Genomic DNA, 14,761 nt, shown 5'->3' on the forward strand with positions numbered 1-14,761 from the left:
AGGCATGGAGAAGAGAACAGGTTTCATCGGCGGCGGCAACATGGCCGAGGCGATCATCAAGGGGCTTTTGGCGGGTGGCGTTCCTGCCGCCGAGCTGGCGGTCTCCGAGCCCTCCGAGCCGCGCCGCAAGCAGCTCGCCGAGCGTTACGGCGTGCAGGTGCTTTCGGACAACGTCGCCCTTTGCCGGATGAGCGACACCGTGATCCTCGCCGTGAAACCGCAGGTCGCCTCCCAGGTGCTCTCCCACCTTGAAGCGACGCCGGACAAGCTCTTCATATCTATAATGGCGGGGGTGAAAAGCGCCGCCATCGAGGGGATGCTGGGTGCCGGCGTCCGCGTGGTGCGCGTCATGCCCAACACGCCGGCGCTCGTGCTCGAAGGGGCATCGGCGATCGCCCGCGGCTACAACGCGACCGAGGACGACCTGGTGCTCGCCCGCAGGATCTTCGACCTGGTCGGGACCACCTGCGTCGTGGAAGAGAAGCTACTCGACGCGGTAACCGGCGTCTCCGGCAGCGGCCCGGCCTACGTGCTCACCTTCATCGAGGCATTGAGCGACGCCGGCGTGAAGCACGGTCTCACCCGGGACGTTGCGACCGCCCTCGCCGCCCAGACCGTCTACGGAACCGCTAAGCTCCTCCTCGAGAGCCACGAACACCCCGCCGTCCTGAAAAGCAACGTCGCCTCCCCCGGGGGGACCACCATCGCCGCGATGCACTCCCTTGACCGCGACGGCTTCCGCGCCGCCACCATCAACGCGGTGGACGTCTGCGTGGCGCGCTCCAAGGAGCTGGGGGAAAAGTGAAAATAAGGACGATGGTACTCGTGCGCGGCCGGGTGCAGGGGGTCGCCTTCAGGCACCACACCGCCCGGACTGCGGCCCGGCACAACGTCTCCGGCTGGGTGCGCAACCTGGCCGACGGCTCCGTCGAGGCGTGTTTCGAAGGGGAGGAAGACGATGTTCGGGCCATGGTGCAGTGGTGCCGGCGGGGTCCGGAAGCCGCACGCGTGGACGAGTTGATCGAGAAGGCGGGTGAGTACGCCGGTGAGTGCGCCGGTTTCAGCATCAGGTACGGCGATGAATAGTCACAGGAGAGACGCAATGAATAGATGGATGACGCTGCTTGTGGTCCTGCTCACGTTACTCATCGCGGCATCGGCATTTGCGGCGAAGGAGAACCTCGATCTGGACAAGGCGGTCAAGATCGGTAATGGCAAGACCACTGTGATCGAATTCACCGACCCGGACTGCCCCTACTGCCGCAAGGCGGAGGCCTATTTCCAGAACCGGACCGACGTTACACGCTACGTCTTCTTCATCCCGCTGAAAACGCATCCGAAATCCAAGGATAAGGTCCAGTACATCCTGTCCGCGAAGGACAAGGCGAAGGCGTTCCACGAGGCGGCTTCCGACACCTTCGACAAGAGAAAGCTCTCCGAGATCACCCCTGCCGGGATCAAGCTTCAGAAGGAGCACGAAGAGATCGCGAAGGCGAACAAGATGAACGCCACCCCCACCTTCTTGATCTACGGCAGGATCGTCGAGGGCTTCGACCTTAAGAAGCTGGAGCAGTTGCTGAAATAGCCGCGACTAAATCTATCAGCGGTCGTTATTCAACGTAGGAAAGGCCGTTCACTGTCAATTGTCAATTGTCAATCGTCGACTGTCAATTGCCTTTGATCGGCCACCCTTTCTCATATCCCTCCGGGAAGAAGTTCTCGCGTGTCCGGTTGAAGTAGCCATACTGGATCTTCGGGAACGCCCGCTTCACCTCCTGCAACATCCGGTACATCCCGATCCCCCTCTTTTCCATCCCCATCCTCTCGTTGTAGAAAGCGGGATCGATGGAGAGGTTGCGCATCTGCAGCATGTCCACACCGGTCGTGTCGATGAACTTGAGAAGCGCCTCGACTTCGGAAGGGCTGTCCGTCACGCCCGGCGAGACGAGGTAGTTGATCATGGTGAAGAGCCCGCGATCCTTGGCCGTCTTCACAGACTCCACCACGTCGGCGAAGCGGTACCCCTTGGGACGGTAGTAGTTGTTGTAGAACCCCTCCTGCACCGAGTTCATGGAGAAGCGCATGGAGTCCATGCCCGCGTCGCAGAGCATGCGGATCCTGTCCGGCATTGAGCCGTTCGAGTTGAAGTTCACCGTGCCGCGTGAGCTGCCGGCTTTGAGCCTTCTGGTCGCCTCGGCAACGGTGTCCGCCTGCATGATAGGATCCCCTTCGCACCCCTGGCCGTAAGAGACGATCGGCTCCGGCGCCTGCAAAAGGTGCGGCAGCATGAGCTCGACGATCTCCTCCGGTGTCGGCACGAACGGGATGCGCTCGTGGTTCGAGGGGCAGCAATCGGACGGCTGCAGGCTGATGCACCCGAGGCAGCGCGAGTTGCAGACCGGCGAGGTCGGGATGGGCGCTTCCCACCTGCGGAAGAATAGGTTCTTCGCCGCGAAGCAGTGGTAGTCGACGGCGCAGCGGGAGAGCTGCTCGATGAGTCTGTTCTTCGGGAACTCGGCGAGCATCTTGCGCACTAGGGGATCGAGCTTTCTGTCATCGTAGTTTTTCGGCAGCCAGTTCTCGTTGGCGTCCACGCGGGTCGCCGCCACCACGAAGCGCTCCGTCTCCTCGTCCCATCCCACGGCGGTGTAGGACCAAAGCGGCAGGTGCACCCTCTTCTTCGCGTATTCGCAGGCGGGGAGCAGGGTACGCATGTACCCGGGGGCCATGAAGGCGGAAACGGCCTGGACCTTCATGCTGCGCCGCCCCTCCTTGACGTGGCTCACGGTGCGAAAGCGCCCCTCGCGCTCGTCCCAGGCGACGGGCGGGGTGTCGGGTATGGTGAAGAGGCGGCTGTCCTCGGGGAGCGGAATCAGCTCCACCGACTCGGGGAGCACGGCTTCGTTGGCGCTCATGCCGGCCATGGTGAGGTACGGGTGGTCGTAGATGTTGCCCTGGCTATCGGCGTAGAGCAGTTTCGGCAGTCTCTTTCTTTTCATGTCTTCCCTGTGGGTAGCTCCCCGGTTTCGATCTCGCGTGGGCGGCCGTTACCAGGCGCCGCCAACAGCCGCTTACAGTAGCAAAAAAGCGTGCGGCGGGCAAGAAAAGGCACCACCATTTTTCTGGCGCCACCGCACATAAATGGGCTACAATCCCCGCCCATGAAGATACTGTTCACCACACTGCACGCCAAGTACGTCCACGCCTCCCTGGCCCTCCCGTATCTCGCCGTATCGGCCCCTCAGCTTTCCGGGGCCGAGTACCGCATCCTCGAGCTCACCATAAACGAGCACCCGGACGTGCTTTTGGCGAAACTCCACGCGGAGCAGGCGGACGTCGTTCTTTTCTCCTGCTACATCTGGAATACCGAACTTACGCTTAAGCTCGCCTCGGACCTGAAACAGTTGCAGCCTCACGCCTTCATCGCCCTTGGGGGACCCGAGGTCTCCTTCGGAGCCTTCGACCTCATGGTGCGGAACCCTTCGGTGGACTGCATCGTCCGGGGCGAAGGTGAAGCGACCTGCCGGGAGCTGATCGGCGCCCTGCACCGGGGGCAGCCGCTGGACGAGATCGCCGGCCTCACCTACCGCGAAGGGGAAGAGGTGATCGCCAATCCGGAGCGAAGTGCCATGGCGCACCTCGACGACATCCCCTCCCCCTTCGTCGCGGCACTCGTCGACCTCAAGAAGCCGCTTGTCTATTACGAAACCTCGCGAGGCTGTCCGTTCTCCTGCGCCTTCTGTATGTCGTCGATCGAACGAGGGGTGCGCTCCTTCTCCATGGAGAGGATCAAAAAGGACCTCAGCATCCTCATCGAGGAGGGGGCCCAGACGGTGAAGCTTGCCGACCGCACCTTCAACTACGACGCGGGCCGGGCCAACGAGATCTGGCGCTTCATCCTCGAACACAACCGCAGCAGCAAGTTTCACTTCGAGATCGCGGCGGAGCTGCTCACCGAGGATAACCTGGCCCTCCTGGCGCAGGTTCCCGCCGGCGTGTTCCGTTTTGAGATAGGGGTGCAGTCGGGGGGAGAGGAGACGCTTGCCAAGGTGGAGCGGAAATCGAGCCTTGAGAAGCTTTACGGCAACGTAGAGAGACTCAAGGCGACGACGGGTGTGACAATCCATCTTGACCTGGTGGCGGGACTTCCCGGCGAGTCGCTGGAAGGCTTTCTCGCCTCGGTGCAGGGGCTCTTCGCCCTGGGTGCCGACCACATCCAGGTTGAGCCGTTGAAGGTGCTCAAGGGAACCGCCATGCGCGGCATCGCCAGGAAGGAAGGTTACGCCTACTCGGAAGCGGCACCGTACAAGATACTGCGCACCCCCTGGCTTTCCTTTGACGACATCCGTCGCATCGAGGGGATCAGCCGCCTGCTCGATCAGGTCTACAACAGCGGCAGGTTCACGGCGAGCCTGCACGAGTTCGCCTCGCACTTCCCGCTGTCGCAGTTATTCTCGATGGCGGCGGAATTCCTGGAGGGGGAAGGGGTGAGCGGCAACCTCTCCCTCGCGGCGCTCTTCGAGGCGATCTGGCGCTTTGCCGGAGACGCCCTTACGGGTGAGCGGCTCGAGCGCCTGCGCGACGCCCTCTGCTACGACTTCTGCCTCACCGGCTACCCGAGCGGCAACACCCCGCCCTTCTTCGACAGGAGAAGGCAAACAGTGGATAGCCCCATACCGGCGCGCCCGGCCTCCCCCCCCGGCGAACGGATCAGGCGGTATCGCCGCAGCTTCGCACGGGATTACCGCACCTCCCCATGGCGCGAGGAGACTACGGAAATCACCTTCGTCTACCGCTCCGCACCGGGGGAAGGACTCAAGGTGCAAGTCCTCTAGCCCATCACTATTGCATCCCCTTGCAGTCCCGGCGCCGCGGGCGATACTTAACCGTCTCCAATCCAGGACCGGAAGGGGGGAGCATGGAATACTTCACCGTTTCCTGCCAGCGCCGGGGCAGCGTCAGCGTAGACGGGCTCTACCAGGGCGAGAACACCAACGGCGACACGCTCCGGGTCTTCCAGTGCAGCGCCGGCCTGCACGACATCTCGCTTGAATGCCGGCTCGGGCAACGGTGCCGGGAGATGACCCAGAGGGTGCTCATCTCCCGGACCAACGCCATCGTCCCCATGGTGATCCGCTTTTTCTGCGAACTGCAGCAGTAGTGCCGCTAAACCGTCTTCAGCACCTCGAGCAGAAACTTCCAGTAGTTGCCCACGCTTTCGATGTAGACCCGCTCGTCCGGGGAGTGCACCTTTTCCATGTTGGGGCCAAAAGAGATCATGTCGATCCCCGGGATGCGCTCACCGATGATGCCGCACTCAAGCCCGGCGTGCACCGCCTTCACCTCGGCATCCCTGCCGTATAGGTGCCGGTAGCACCCTTTGGCGACCTTCAGGACATGCGAGTCCATATTGGGCTGCCACCCGGGGTACCCTTCGCTCACCTCGAGCTCGGCGCCGGAAAGCCGCAGAGTCGCTTCGACCGTCTCCACGATCTCGGCAAGGCGCGACGCGCTGGAGCTTCGCTGGCTCGTTATGAGAACAACCGCATCGCCGGTGGTGCTGACTACCGAGACGTTGGTGGAGGTTTCCACCAGCCCCGGAATGTCGCTGCTCATGCGCTGGACGCCACTGGGAAGCGCCGCGATGGCTCGCATGACGCGCAGCTGCAGGTCCCCTTCCAGCACTTGTTTGGGCGGCGCAACCTCCCGTGCGATGGTGAGCCGCACGCCCGGATCCACTCCGGCCAACTCCGCCTTGAAGGTCTCCTCGAGCTTCGCCACCAGTTCCTCGCCCCTCCCCTGTTGCTCGGACGGCAGGTACAGGACGGCGGCGCACTCGCGCGGGATCGCGTTTCTCATGTTGCCGCCGTCGATGGCGGCCAGGCGCGCACCGAGTTCAGCCATCCTAAGCAGCGCCCGGTTCAGGAGCTTGATGGCGTTGCCGAGACCCTTGTCTATCTCAAGCCCCGAGTGCCCCCCCTTCAGCCCTTTCACCGAAAGGCGGAGCGCCACCGCCTCGTCCGGCGCGGCTTCGGTCGCAAGGCGCCAGCGCCCTACGGTGTCCTTGCCGCCGGCGCATCCGATGTAGAGGGCCCCTTCCTCCTCAGAGTCCAGGTTCAGCAGCGTCCTGCTTCGGACCAGGGCCGGGCTCAGGTGCTTCGCCCCTCTGAGGCCGGTCTCCTCCTCAACGGTGAAGAGGAGCTCGAGCGGTCCGTGCTCGCCGCTTCCCCCTTCCATGATGGCCAGCGAGGTGGCCACACCGATACCGTTGTCGGCTCCGAGCGTGGTACCGTTCGCGGTCAGCACATCCCCCCGGCGCACCAGCTCGATAGGATCGCTCATGAAGTCGTGCACCTTGTCCGCGTTCTTCTCGCAAACCATGTCCAGGTGGGACTGCAGGCAGACCGAAGGGACACCCTCCCTTCCAGGCGTGGCCGGCAGCCGTACCACGACGTTGCCGCAATCATCCTTCGCCCCTTCCAGCCCGAGTTCACCGGCACGCTTCAGGATGTAGTCAGCGAGTCTCTCCTCGTGCCCGGAGGGCCTGGGAATGGCGGCAAGAGCCGCAAAACAGCGCCAGAATATCTGGGGTTCAAGACCTCGTATCGCTTCCGTCATGACTGCTCCCATAAATAAAGATGCCCCTGCGGCGCTGCCGCAGGGGATGGTATTATCACTTTGTCACTATCCACGCACCGTTCAGAGCTTTTGCACCTTCGCCTTTATGCGGTTGAACTGCGAGTTGGACTCGGGGGGCCAGCTCTTCAGCGGCAGTTGGGCGATTTCCTTCTGGATGTCCTTGATGCGGTCGATGGTCTCCGGGTGGGATGAGAAATACCTGGCGATCGTGCTCGGTTGCCGTTCCTCCGCCGCGTCGAGCTTCTTGAAAAAGCTCACCATCCCCTCCGGGTTGTACCCAGCCTTGTACATGGTCTCGACGCCCAGGTAGTCGGCCTGGCTCTCCATCTCCCTGCTGTAATACATCCCGCCCGCCTTGCCGAAAAGGTCGGCCGCAAGCTTCGAAAGCTCCCCGCTTTGCCCCCCAAGGAGGAGGCTGACGATGAGGCTGTAGCCGTACTGCTGGGTCATCTGCCTCGTCGAGTGCCGGGCCACGACATGGTTCATTTCGTGGGCCATGACTGCGGCGAGCTCGGTTTCGCTGGATGCGGCCTTGATGAGTCCGGTGTTCACGTAGGTGTGCCCCCCCGGGATGGCGAAGGCGTTGACGCTCTCGTCCTGCACCACCTGAAAGGTGAAGGGGAAGTCCTGCTTGCGCACCCCAGTCAGGAGCCTTTTGCCGACACCATCGATGTAAGCTTGCACCTCCGGGTCTCTTATGACCTTGTGCTGCTTTTCCACTTCCACGGCAAACTTGTCCCCGAGTTGCTGCTCTTCCGAGACGGAGATGAGGTTGAAGCCCCCTACCGATGACTTGTTGACGGCGCAGCCGGAAATGATGGAAAGGCTGACCAGGACGGGCAACAAAAGCCTCTTCAAGTATTTCATCAACACACCTCTCTTTCTTTTTATGACAACACTGACAATTCAGCAGCTGCACTTACTGTTCCGGTGAATCCCGCCACTCAACAGCACCGTACGTTCTGTCACTCACGAAGCTATACACAAGACTTATAGTCCCTTCAGAGCGCGATTTGCTGCTTATATTAGCATAGTTCGTCTGGCGTATCGACTCGGAATATTGTATGCCGAGGGCATGGTTTCCATAAACTCTCAAAGTGAAAAGCGCGTGCCCCCTGAAAACAGACTCCGAGCCGTCATGATCAGGCCCTAAGCTGCTGACGTAATACCCTCTTCCTGTCACGTCCAGCATCGCCCTCTCCCCAAAGAGTCCCCTCAGGCCGATATACATTTGCGGCGTCGCTCCAAAGTGATAACCGCGTTCCTCGACCACGTCGGTCTCCAGTCCCGTGGCTCCGAAACCAACGCCGCCCAATATCGAGCCCTGCAGGGCTACCTCGCGCCCCAACCACAACTGCCCCGTCGTTCCCAGGGAGAGTGCGGTACTCGAGACACGGAAGAGGTACGGGGAGATGTAGTCATAACTCCCGTAAAGTCCCCAGATGCCCCGGTAATTGTCTCCCAGTCCGTACCGTTTTCCTTTCAGGAGGCCGTGCACGGTCAGGGTATCGACCAGGTTGTTGGATGTGGGCCTGGCGGAGACTTCAAAGTTGAAGTAATCAAAGGGACGGTGATAGGTGTAGCCGGGTTTGCCAGGAAGCCCGTAGCTCATGGAAAACTCGAGGATGCCTATTCCCTCGCGGGAGCGCTCTGCGACCTTGGCACTGATGTTATTCGAGTGCGTGTCGACACTAGCCCCGGCCCTGAACATCCAAAGCGTCGCCGGTTTGTGATTCGGGAAGATTACATCAAAGCGCTTGCCGAAAGCCGCCCGGTTAAAGGCTGTCGGCGGAGAAATCGCGGCCGCGGCCAATTCGTAGCCGAAAGGCGGACTGCTCCCACCCTCCTCAAGCACGAGTTCGGCCATGCGAAAAAGGGCCTCGCCCAGAAGGCTACCCGCATTTCCGGTGGTGATGAGGTCGTTTACGGACGGCCTGGAATTCTCGCCAGCCATTTCCCAGAGAAAGCTTCCGGCGTTGCTGTAGACAAGTGATTGCCAGAAATTCAGACCGGACGAACGGGCAAGCCCGTACATGGTCGCACCTTCGTAAGGGTGGCCGAACTGGTTGACCTGGAAGGTGTCCTGATCGAAGGTCCAGTCCTGGTGCGTCAGCTGGCGCCAGAACGAAGAAGGATTGGTTGAGTAAGTTTTCCTTCCCTCTTCCGTTCTATCGTTGTTGAGAAAGGTTCTGTCGAAGGCGTTGAGGGCGATTATGAAGCCAGGTATCTCGAGTGCTGGGATAAGATAGCTTTTTCCTTCGCCGGTCTCCCAGGAAAGAACCGGTCTCAAATCTACGGCATCGGTTTGGTGACGATCGACATCGGCTTTTGCTACTTGGAAAAGTGGATGAAGACGCTCTGCCGTTCTCCACGTAAAAAAGGACGTGGCGGCGCCGCTGTCTGCCGTCAGCGAGACGTCGGATGTACGGGGGACTTGAGCTGCACGACCGGGCAACATCGCTTCGTCAGCGTGAGCTATCCCTGTAGTAAAAAGCGACACTGCCAAAAACACCACGGCGATTGACGAAGATGCCGGAAAATCGTAAAAACTCTTCATTCCGCCCCCTGTCATCTGGAAGATCAAGGAACCAGCCACTGCAGGATAGACAGCATGAAGCGACAGCCTGCGATGATGTTTCGGCATAAAATGTCGGTAAAATTAACATATGACAATCTACACAGGTAGTCTGCTTTGTCAAGAAAGCTCTCCCCCCGGCTGAGACACAAAAAAGCCCCGCAGGTACAACCGGCGGGGCTTAGAGAACAAAACGGGTAGAAGAGCTACAACTTGCGGAAAGTCTCCATCTCGCGGTGCACGGCTCCTATCAGGCCGTTGATCGCCTCGATCTCTTCCAGCATCTTCTTCGCCTCTTCGGCAGTTCCTTGGATCAGACGATCGACTTCAGTGACGTCTTTTCTGAGCACATCGCCGATGGCGATCTGTTCCATGCAGGTCTCTTTCAGTCGTTTGACCTTGTCGTTGTCCTCCTGGACACTCTTCATGTACATCCTGTTGCCGCGCACCTGCTCGTCGGTGGAACGGGTGATTTTCTCTGAGAGGCTACGCATCCGCTCGAGGCTGCGAACGATGAGTTGGGCCCCGGCCTCTTCCTCCTGAATGGCACGGCTGAACTGTTTGACTCGTGAGAGGTTTTTTTCCGCTTCATCGGTGATGAGCCGGCTCCCCGACGCCTGCTCGTTGGTTGCTGCAGCGATCTGCTGAACCATACGTGAGGCCTCCGCGGCACTGTCCTCGATCCTGTGCAGTGCCTCGTCGGCTTTTTCCGAAACCCTTACCCCTTCGGCTACTTTGTCCTTGCCAAGTCTGGCGGCCGTCTCGGCCGCAGCGGTTTCCTTCTGGATGTTGCCGACCAGTTCCTCGATCTCATCAGTCGAGGCGGAGGTCCGTTTGGCGAGGGCGCGCACTTCCTCGGCAACCACAGCGAAAGCCTTGCCCCGTTCGCCGGCCTGAGCGGCAATGATCGAGGCATTGAGAGAGAGCAGGTTCGTCTGAGATACGACCTCCTTGATTACGTCAAGGAACTCCCCGACACGCAGTGAGTGTTGGGATAGCCGATTGATCGCCTCCACTGAGTGGTCGCTATACTCTTCGATTTCAGTCATGGCGGCTATGGTGGCTGTCATAGCGTCCATACCGTCCGCCGCCTGCACCCGCACCTTGTCGGAACAATCAGATGTCCTCTTGGCCTTGTCGCGGATGTCGACGATCGAGTTGCCTATGGCGAGAATGGAGTTGTAGGTCTGTTCGGTGGAGTTGCTCAGCGCCTCAATGTTGGTCGACGTACCTTTTATGCTGGCGGCCATTTCCTCGATGGAAGCGGAAGTCTCCATCACTGAAGCGGAGTATTCCTGGATGCTCAGGGCGATGGCATCGGTCGCAGCGCTCATTTCAGCTGAGATTGAGGCGCGCTCGTCGGTACGCGAGGCAATGTCTTCGATCTCATGGAGAAGGTCGCGGAAAAAGGCGTTCATGTCGTCGATGGCCCCAAGGGTCTCCTTCTCCCTTGCCGCCTGTTTTTCGTTGTCCTCGACCGTCTTGGTGAAATCTGCGGTGAGCCGGTCATGCCGTCCGGAGATGTCGGCAGCGAGTCTCGTGACGTTTTCGACCATGACTAGGACGCGGTTCATCAGAGCGTCGTTGCACTCGATAAGCCGGTGCAGTTCGTCACCGTTCCCGGTAGCCTCACCGACGGAAACCTCTCCGGTAATTTTGACCAGGTTTTTGAGTTGTTGCTCGACGTAAAGCCGCAAGGCTTCTTTGATGATGTGATAACAGAAGGTGCCGACGATGAATCCAGCGGCCAGGCAACCGAAGGCGTACAGGGGGGAGAATGCCTTGGTGCCGAAAAAAATCCAGGAGTAGAAAGGAAAGACGGCCCCCATAAGGAGACCAAAGCAAACCATGAATATGTAGGTGCTGCGTAGTGAGGAAAGATATTTGCGGAAAAACATAAATGCCCCAATTGCATATAAATATGCCAATTAGTACATTAAAAATGTTGAAGTGTCAATCTAATAGGTAGATCTCCCCAGGCGACAACCCTGCAGGATTTACGAATGCATAAACGCGAAAAGCCCCACCGGTAATCCGGTGGGGCTTCTCTATTAAATTCCCTGCGGCGACCTACTCTCCCACACCGTTACCAGTGCAGTACCATCGGCCCTGAGAGGCTTAACTTCCGTGTTCGGGATGGGAACGGGTGTGACCCTCTCGGCATTGCCACAGAGAAACTCTTACGCGCTAGCGCGAAACTCTCTGTTGTCGGACGTCGGACCAGTCGGACTGGTCAGACTAGTCTGACAGCTAAACAATCGCATCATCATGAATGTAGGTTGCAGCATAAGCAGTTTATGATCGGGGGGTGGAGGACCACCCCCCTCTCTAAGAATTTTTTATGGTCAAGCCTCACGGCCGATTAGTACCGGTAAGCTGAATGCATTGCTGCACTTACACACCCGGCCTATCAACGTTGTGGTCTACAACGGGCCTTTAGGGGATTGCTCCCAGGGATACCTAATCTTGAAGGAGGCTTCCCGCTTAGATGCTTTCAGCGGTTATCCTTTCCGTACATAGCTACCCAGCGACTGCTCCTGGNCTCGGCATTGCCACAGAGAAACTCTTACGCGCTAGCGCGAAACTCTCTGTTGTCGGACGTCGGACCAGTCGGACTGGTCAGACTAGTCTGACAGCTAAACAATCGCATCATCATGAATGTAGGTTGCAGCATAAGCAGTTTATGATCGGGGGGTGGAGAACCACCCCCCTCTCTAGTAATTTTTTATGGTCAAGCCTCACGGCCGATTAGTACCGGTAAGCTGAATGCATTACTGCACTTACACACCCGGCCTATCAACGTTGTGGTCTACAACGGGCCTTTAGGGGATTGCTCCCAGGGATACCTAATCTTGAAGGAGGCTTCCCGCTTAGATGCTTTCAGCGGTTATCCTTTCCGTACATAGCTACCCAGCGACTGCTCCTGGCGGAACAACTGGAACACCAGAGGTACGTTCAACCCGGTCCTCTCGTACTAAGGTCAACTCTTCTCAAGTATCCTACGCCCACAGAAGATAGGGACCAAACTGTCTCACGACGTTTTAAACCCAGCTCGCGTACCGCTTTAATTGGCGAACAGCCAAACCCTTGGGACCTACTTCAGCCCCAGGATGCGATGAGCCGACATCGAGGTGCCAAACCTCCCCGTCGATGTGAACTCTTGGGGGAGATCAGCCTGTTATCCCCGGCGTACCTTTTATCCGTTGAGCGACGGCCCTTCCATACAGAACCGCCGGATCACTAAGACCTACTTTCGTACCTGCTCGACTTGTTGGTCTCGCAGTCAAGCTCCCTTATGCCTTTACACTCTACGGCTGGTTTCCAATCAGCCTGAGGGAACCTTCGCGCGCCTCCGTTACTCTTTGGGAGGCGACCGCCCCAGTCAAACTACCCATCAGACAGTGTCCCCGACCCGGATGACGGGCCTGGGTTAGACATCCAAACAAACCAGGGTGGTATTTCAAGGATGACTCCACCGAGACTAGCGTCCCAGCTTCAAAGTCTCCCACCTATCCTACACAAGCTTATTCGAATGTCACTGTCAAACTGTAGTAAAGGTGCACGGGGTCTTTCCGTCTTTCTGCGGGTACTCGGCATCTTCACCGAGAATTCAATTTCGCTGAGCCACTGGTTGAGACAGCGCGGAAATCGTTACGCCATTCGTGCAGGTCGGAACTTACCCGACAAGGAATTTCGCTACCTTAGGACCGTTATAGTTACGGCCGCCGTTTACCGGGGCTTCGGTTCAAAGCTTCACCTTGCGGCTAACAAATCCCCTTAACCTTCCGGCACCGGGCAGGCGTCAGACCCTATACGTCGTCTTGCGACTTTGCAGAGTCCTATGTTTTTAGTAAACAGTCGCTACCGCCATTTCTCTGCGACCCTCGAAAGCTTCACGTGCGAATCGCTACACTCTCAAGGGCATACCTTCTCCCGAAGTTACGGTATCATTTTGCCGAGTTCCTTAACCAGTGTTCTCTCAAGCACCTTAGGACATTTATCCTCACCCACCTGAGTCGGTTTACGGTACGGTCACCTGCTGTCTGAAGCTTAGAGGCTTTTCTTGGAAGCATGGGATCAACGACTTTACGGGGATACCCCCTCGTCATCAGTTCTCAGCGTTGAATGGAAGAAGGGATTTGCCTCCTTTTCCCGCCTACAACCTTAAACCAGGACAACCAGCGCCTGGATCGCCTACCCTACTCCGTCCCCCCATCGCAACAACAGGTGGTACGGGAATATTAACCCGTTTCCCATCAACTACGCCTTTCGGCCTCGCCTTAGGGACCGACTAACCCTACGCAGATTACCTTTACGTAGGAAACCTTGGGTTTTCGGTGACAAGGTTTCTCACCTTGTTTTTCGCTACTCATGTCAGCATAATCTCTTGTGATACCTCCAGCCGTCCTCACGGTCGACCTTCACAGGCTTACACAATGCTCCCCTACCACTTGATCCTTAAGGATCAAATCCGTAGCTTCGGTACTACGCTTAGCCCCGTTACATTTTCCGCGCAGACCCACTCGACCAGTGAGCTATTACGCTTTCTTTAAAGGGTGGCTGCTTCTAAGCCAACCTCCTGGTTGTCTGGGCATTTCCACATCGTTTTCCACTTAGCGTAGATTTTGGGACCTTAGCTGACGGTCTGGGCTGTTTCCCTTTCGACTACGGATCTTATCACCCGCAGTCTGACTCCCACAATAACAGTTAGCGGTATTCGGAGTTTGGTTAGGTTTGGTAACCTGGTGAGGCCCCTAGCCCATCCAGTGCTCTACCCCCGCTACTTACTTTGTGAGGCTATACCTAAATATATTTCGGGGAGAACCAGCTATCTCCGAGTTTGATTAGCCTTTCACTCCTATCCACACCTCATCCCCTGGCTTTTCAACGCCAGTGGGTTCGGGCCTCCACGAAGTGTTACCTTCCTTTCACCCTGGACATGGATAGATCACCCGGTTTCGGGTCTACCCCCAGCAACTAATTCGCCCTATTAAGACTCGCTTTCGCTACGGCTCCGTTCCATGAACTTAACCTCGCTGCTGAGGGTAACTCGCTGACTCATTATGCAAAAGGCACGCGGTCACACTGGATTGCTCCATAGTGCTCCCACTGCTTGTAGGCATACGGTTTCAGGTTCTATTTCACCCTCCTCATTGGAGTACTTTTCACCTTTCCCTCACGGTACTAGTGCACTATCGGTCAGAGAGTAGTATTTAGCCTTGGGAGATGGTCCTCCCGGATTCCCACGAGGTTTCACGTGCCTCGCAGTACTCGGGGACACCCTAGGGTGAATCAAGATTTCGGATACGGGGCTATCACCCACTATGGCCGGCCTTTCCAAACCGTTCGCCTATCCTTCATCAATCCCATGTCGGGGCCCCACAACCCCTGTGCCATCGAAATGGTACAGGTTTGGGCTGTTCCGCTTTCGCTCGCCGCTACTGACGGAATCACTATTGTTTTCTTTTCCTGAGGGTACTTAGATGTTTCAGTTCCCCTCGTTCGCCACGCATGGCTATGTATTCACCATGCGTTACTGGAGCATTA

Annotated in this window: 10 protein-coding genes and 2 rRNA genes (1 of these 12 cut by a window edge); 5 read left to right on the forward strand and 7 right to left on the reverse strand. The window is 58.2% G+C overall.

The genetic code is table 11. From position 1 onward, the window contains the following. The first annotated feature begins 4 nt into the window (after positions 1-4). The 3 genes from proC to E8L22_RS00775 are packed head-to-tail and all read left to right on the forward strand — an operon-like array spanning position 5 to position 1,585. Positions 5-805, forward strand: a complete 801-nt coding sequence (gene proC, locus E8L22_RS00765; protein ID WP_136523396.1) for a pyrroline-5-carboxylate reductase — start codon at positions 5-7, stop codon at positions 803-805. Further along, positions 802-1,086, forward strand: a complete 285-nt coding sequence (locus E8L22_RS00770) for an acylphosphatase (protein WP_136523397.1) — start codon at positions 802-804, stop codon at positions 1,084-1,086. The genes proC and E8L22_RS00770 overlap by 4 nt, the downstream gene beginning before the upstream one ends. 16 nt (positions 1,087-1,102) lie before the next feature. Beyond that, a complete protein-coding gene (locus E8L22_RS00775) occupies positions 1,103-1,585 on the forward strand; it encodes a DsbC family protein (RefSeq protein WP_246044487.1) in 483 nt (160 codons plus the stop codon). A gap of 82 nt (positions 1,586-1,667) precedes the next feature. Here E8L22_RS00775 and E8L22_RS00780 read toward each other — a convergent pair whose 3' ends face one another. After that, complete coding sequence (locus E8L22_RS00780; RefSeq protein ID WP_136523399.1) at positions 1,668-2,999, reverse strand: radical SAM protein; 1,332 nt, start codon at positions 2,997-2,999, stop codon at positions 1,668-1,670. 162 nt (positions 3,000-3,161) lie between these two features. On the opposite strand from E8L22_RS00780, the gene E8L22_RS00785 reads away from it, so the two are divergent. Together E8L22_RS00785 and E8L22_RS00790 are read left to right on the forward strand one after the other, a co-directional pair. Then, positions 3,162-4,835 carry a B12-binding domain-containing radical SAM protein gene (locus E8L22_RS00785; RefSeq protein WP_136523400.1) on the forward strand — a complete coding sequence of 558 codons (1,674 nt, stop codon included), beginning with the start codon at positions 3,162-3,164 and terminating at the stop codon, positions 4,833-4,835. Positions 4,836-4,918: 83 nt separating this feature from the next. Further along, positions 4,919-5,161 carry a hypothetical protein gene (locus E8L22_RS00790; RefSeq protein ID WP_135870467.1) on the forward strand — a complete coding sequence of 81 codons (243 nt, stop codon included), beginning with the start codon at positions 4,919-4,921 and terminating at the stop codon, positions 5,159-5,161. A gap of 5 nt (positions 5,162-5,166) precedes the next feature. On the opposite strand, the gene E8L22_RS00795 is transcribed toward E8L22_RS00790, so the two are convergent. The 6 genes from E8L22_RS00795 to E8L22_RS00820 form a co-directional block, all read right to left on the reverse strand. After that, positions 5,167-6,618 (reverse strand): aminoacyl-histidine dipeptidase, encoded by a 1,452-nt coding sequence (locus E8L22_RS00795; RefSeq protein ID WP_136523401.1) that lies wholly within the window; start codon positions 6,616-6,618, stop codon positions 5,167-5,169. An 81-nt stretch (positions 6,619-6,699) separates the two neighbouring features. Beyond that, positions 6,700-7,506 (reverse strand): M48 family metallopeptidase, encoded by an 807-nt coding sequence (locus E8L22_RS00800; protein ID WP_136523402.1) that lies wholly within the window; start codon positions 7,504-7,506, stop codon positions 6,700-6,702. A 52-nt stretch (positions 7,507-7,558) separates the two neighbouring features. Beyond that, a complete protein-coding gene (locus E8L22_RS00805) occupies positions 7,559-9,196 on the reverse strand; it encodes a DUF3943 domain-containing protein (protein ID WP_136523403.1) in 1,638 nt (545 codons plus the stop codon). A gap of 224 nt (positions 9,197-9,420) precedes the next feature. After that, positions 9,421-11,112 (reverse strand): methyl-accepting chemotaxis protein, encoded by a 1,692-nt coding sequence (locus E8L22_RS00810; protein ID WP_136523404.1) that lies wholly within the window; start codon positions 11,110-11,112, stop codon positions 9,421-9,423. A 159-nt stretch (positions 11,113-11,271) separates the two neighbouring features. Then, positions 11,272-11,388: ribosomal RNA gene (gene rrf / locus E8L22_RS00815) — 5S ribosomal RNA — on the reverse strand. 553 nt (positions 11,389-11,941) lie between these two features. Next, positions 11,942-14,761 (reverse strand): 23S ribosomal RNA (locus tag E8L22_RS00820) (it continues 138 nt past the right edge of the window).

The organism is Geomonas ferrireducens (genome assembly GCF_004917065.1).
Lineage (GTDB): Bacteria > Desulfobacterota > Desulfuromonadia > Geobacterales > Geobacteraceae > Geomonas > Geomonas ferrireducens.

What these genes read in the sequence shown, in the direction of transcription:
- E8L22_RS00795 (WP_136523401.1), bottom strand. Translation starts at nt 6,618, where the DNA reads ATGACGGAAGCGATACGAGGTCTTGAACCCCAGATATTCTGGCGCTGT.
- E8L22_RS00775 (WP_246044487.1), top strand. Translation starts at nt 1,103, where the DNA reads ATGAATAGATGGATGACGCTGCTTGTGGTCCTGCTCACGTTACTCATC.
- E8L22_RS00790 (WP_135870467.1), top strand. Translation starts at nt 4,919, where the DNA reads ATGGAATACTTCACCGTTTCCTGCCAGCGCCGGGGCAGCGTCAGCGTA.
- E8L22_RS00810 (WP_136523404.1), bottom strand. Translation starts at nt 11,112, where the DNA reads ATGTTTTTCCGCAAATATCTTTCCTCACTACGCAGCACCTACATATTC.
- E8L22_RS00780 (WP_136523399.1), bottom strand. Translation starts at nt 2,999, where the DNA reads ATGAAAAGAAAGAGACTGCCGAAACTGCTCTACGCCGATAGCCAGGGC.
- E8L22_RS00800 (WP_136523402.1), bottom strand. Translation starts at nt 7,506, where the DNA reads ATGAAATACTTGAAGAGGCTTTTGTTGCCCGTCCTGGTCAGCCTTTCC.
- E8L22_RS00785 (WP_136523400.1), top strand. Translation starts at nt 3,162, where the DNA reads ATGAAGATACTGTTCACCACACTGCACGCCAAGTACGTCCACGCCTCC.
- E8L22_RS00805 (WP_136523403.1), bottom strand. Translation starts at nt 9,196, where the DNA reads ATGAAGAGTTTTTACGATTTTCCGGCATCTTCGTCAATCGCCGTGGTG.
- proC (WP_136523396.1), top strand. Translation starts at nt 5, where the DNA reads ATGGAGAAGAGAACAGGTTTCATCGGCGGCGGCAACATGGCCGAGGCG.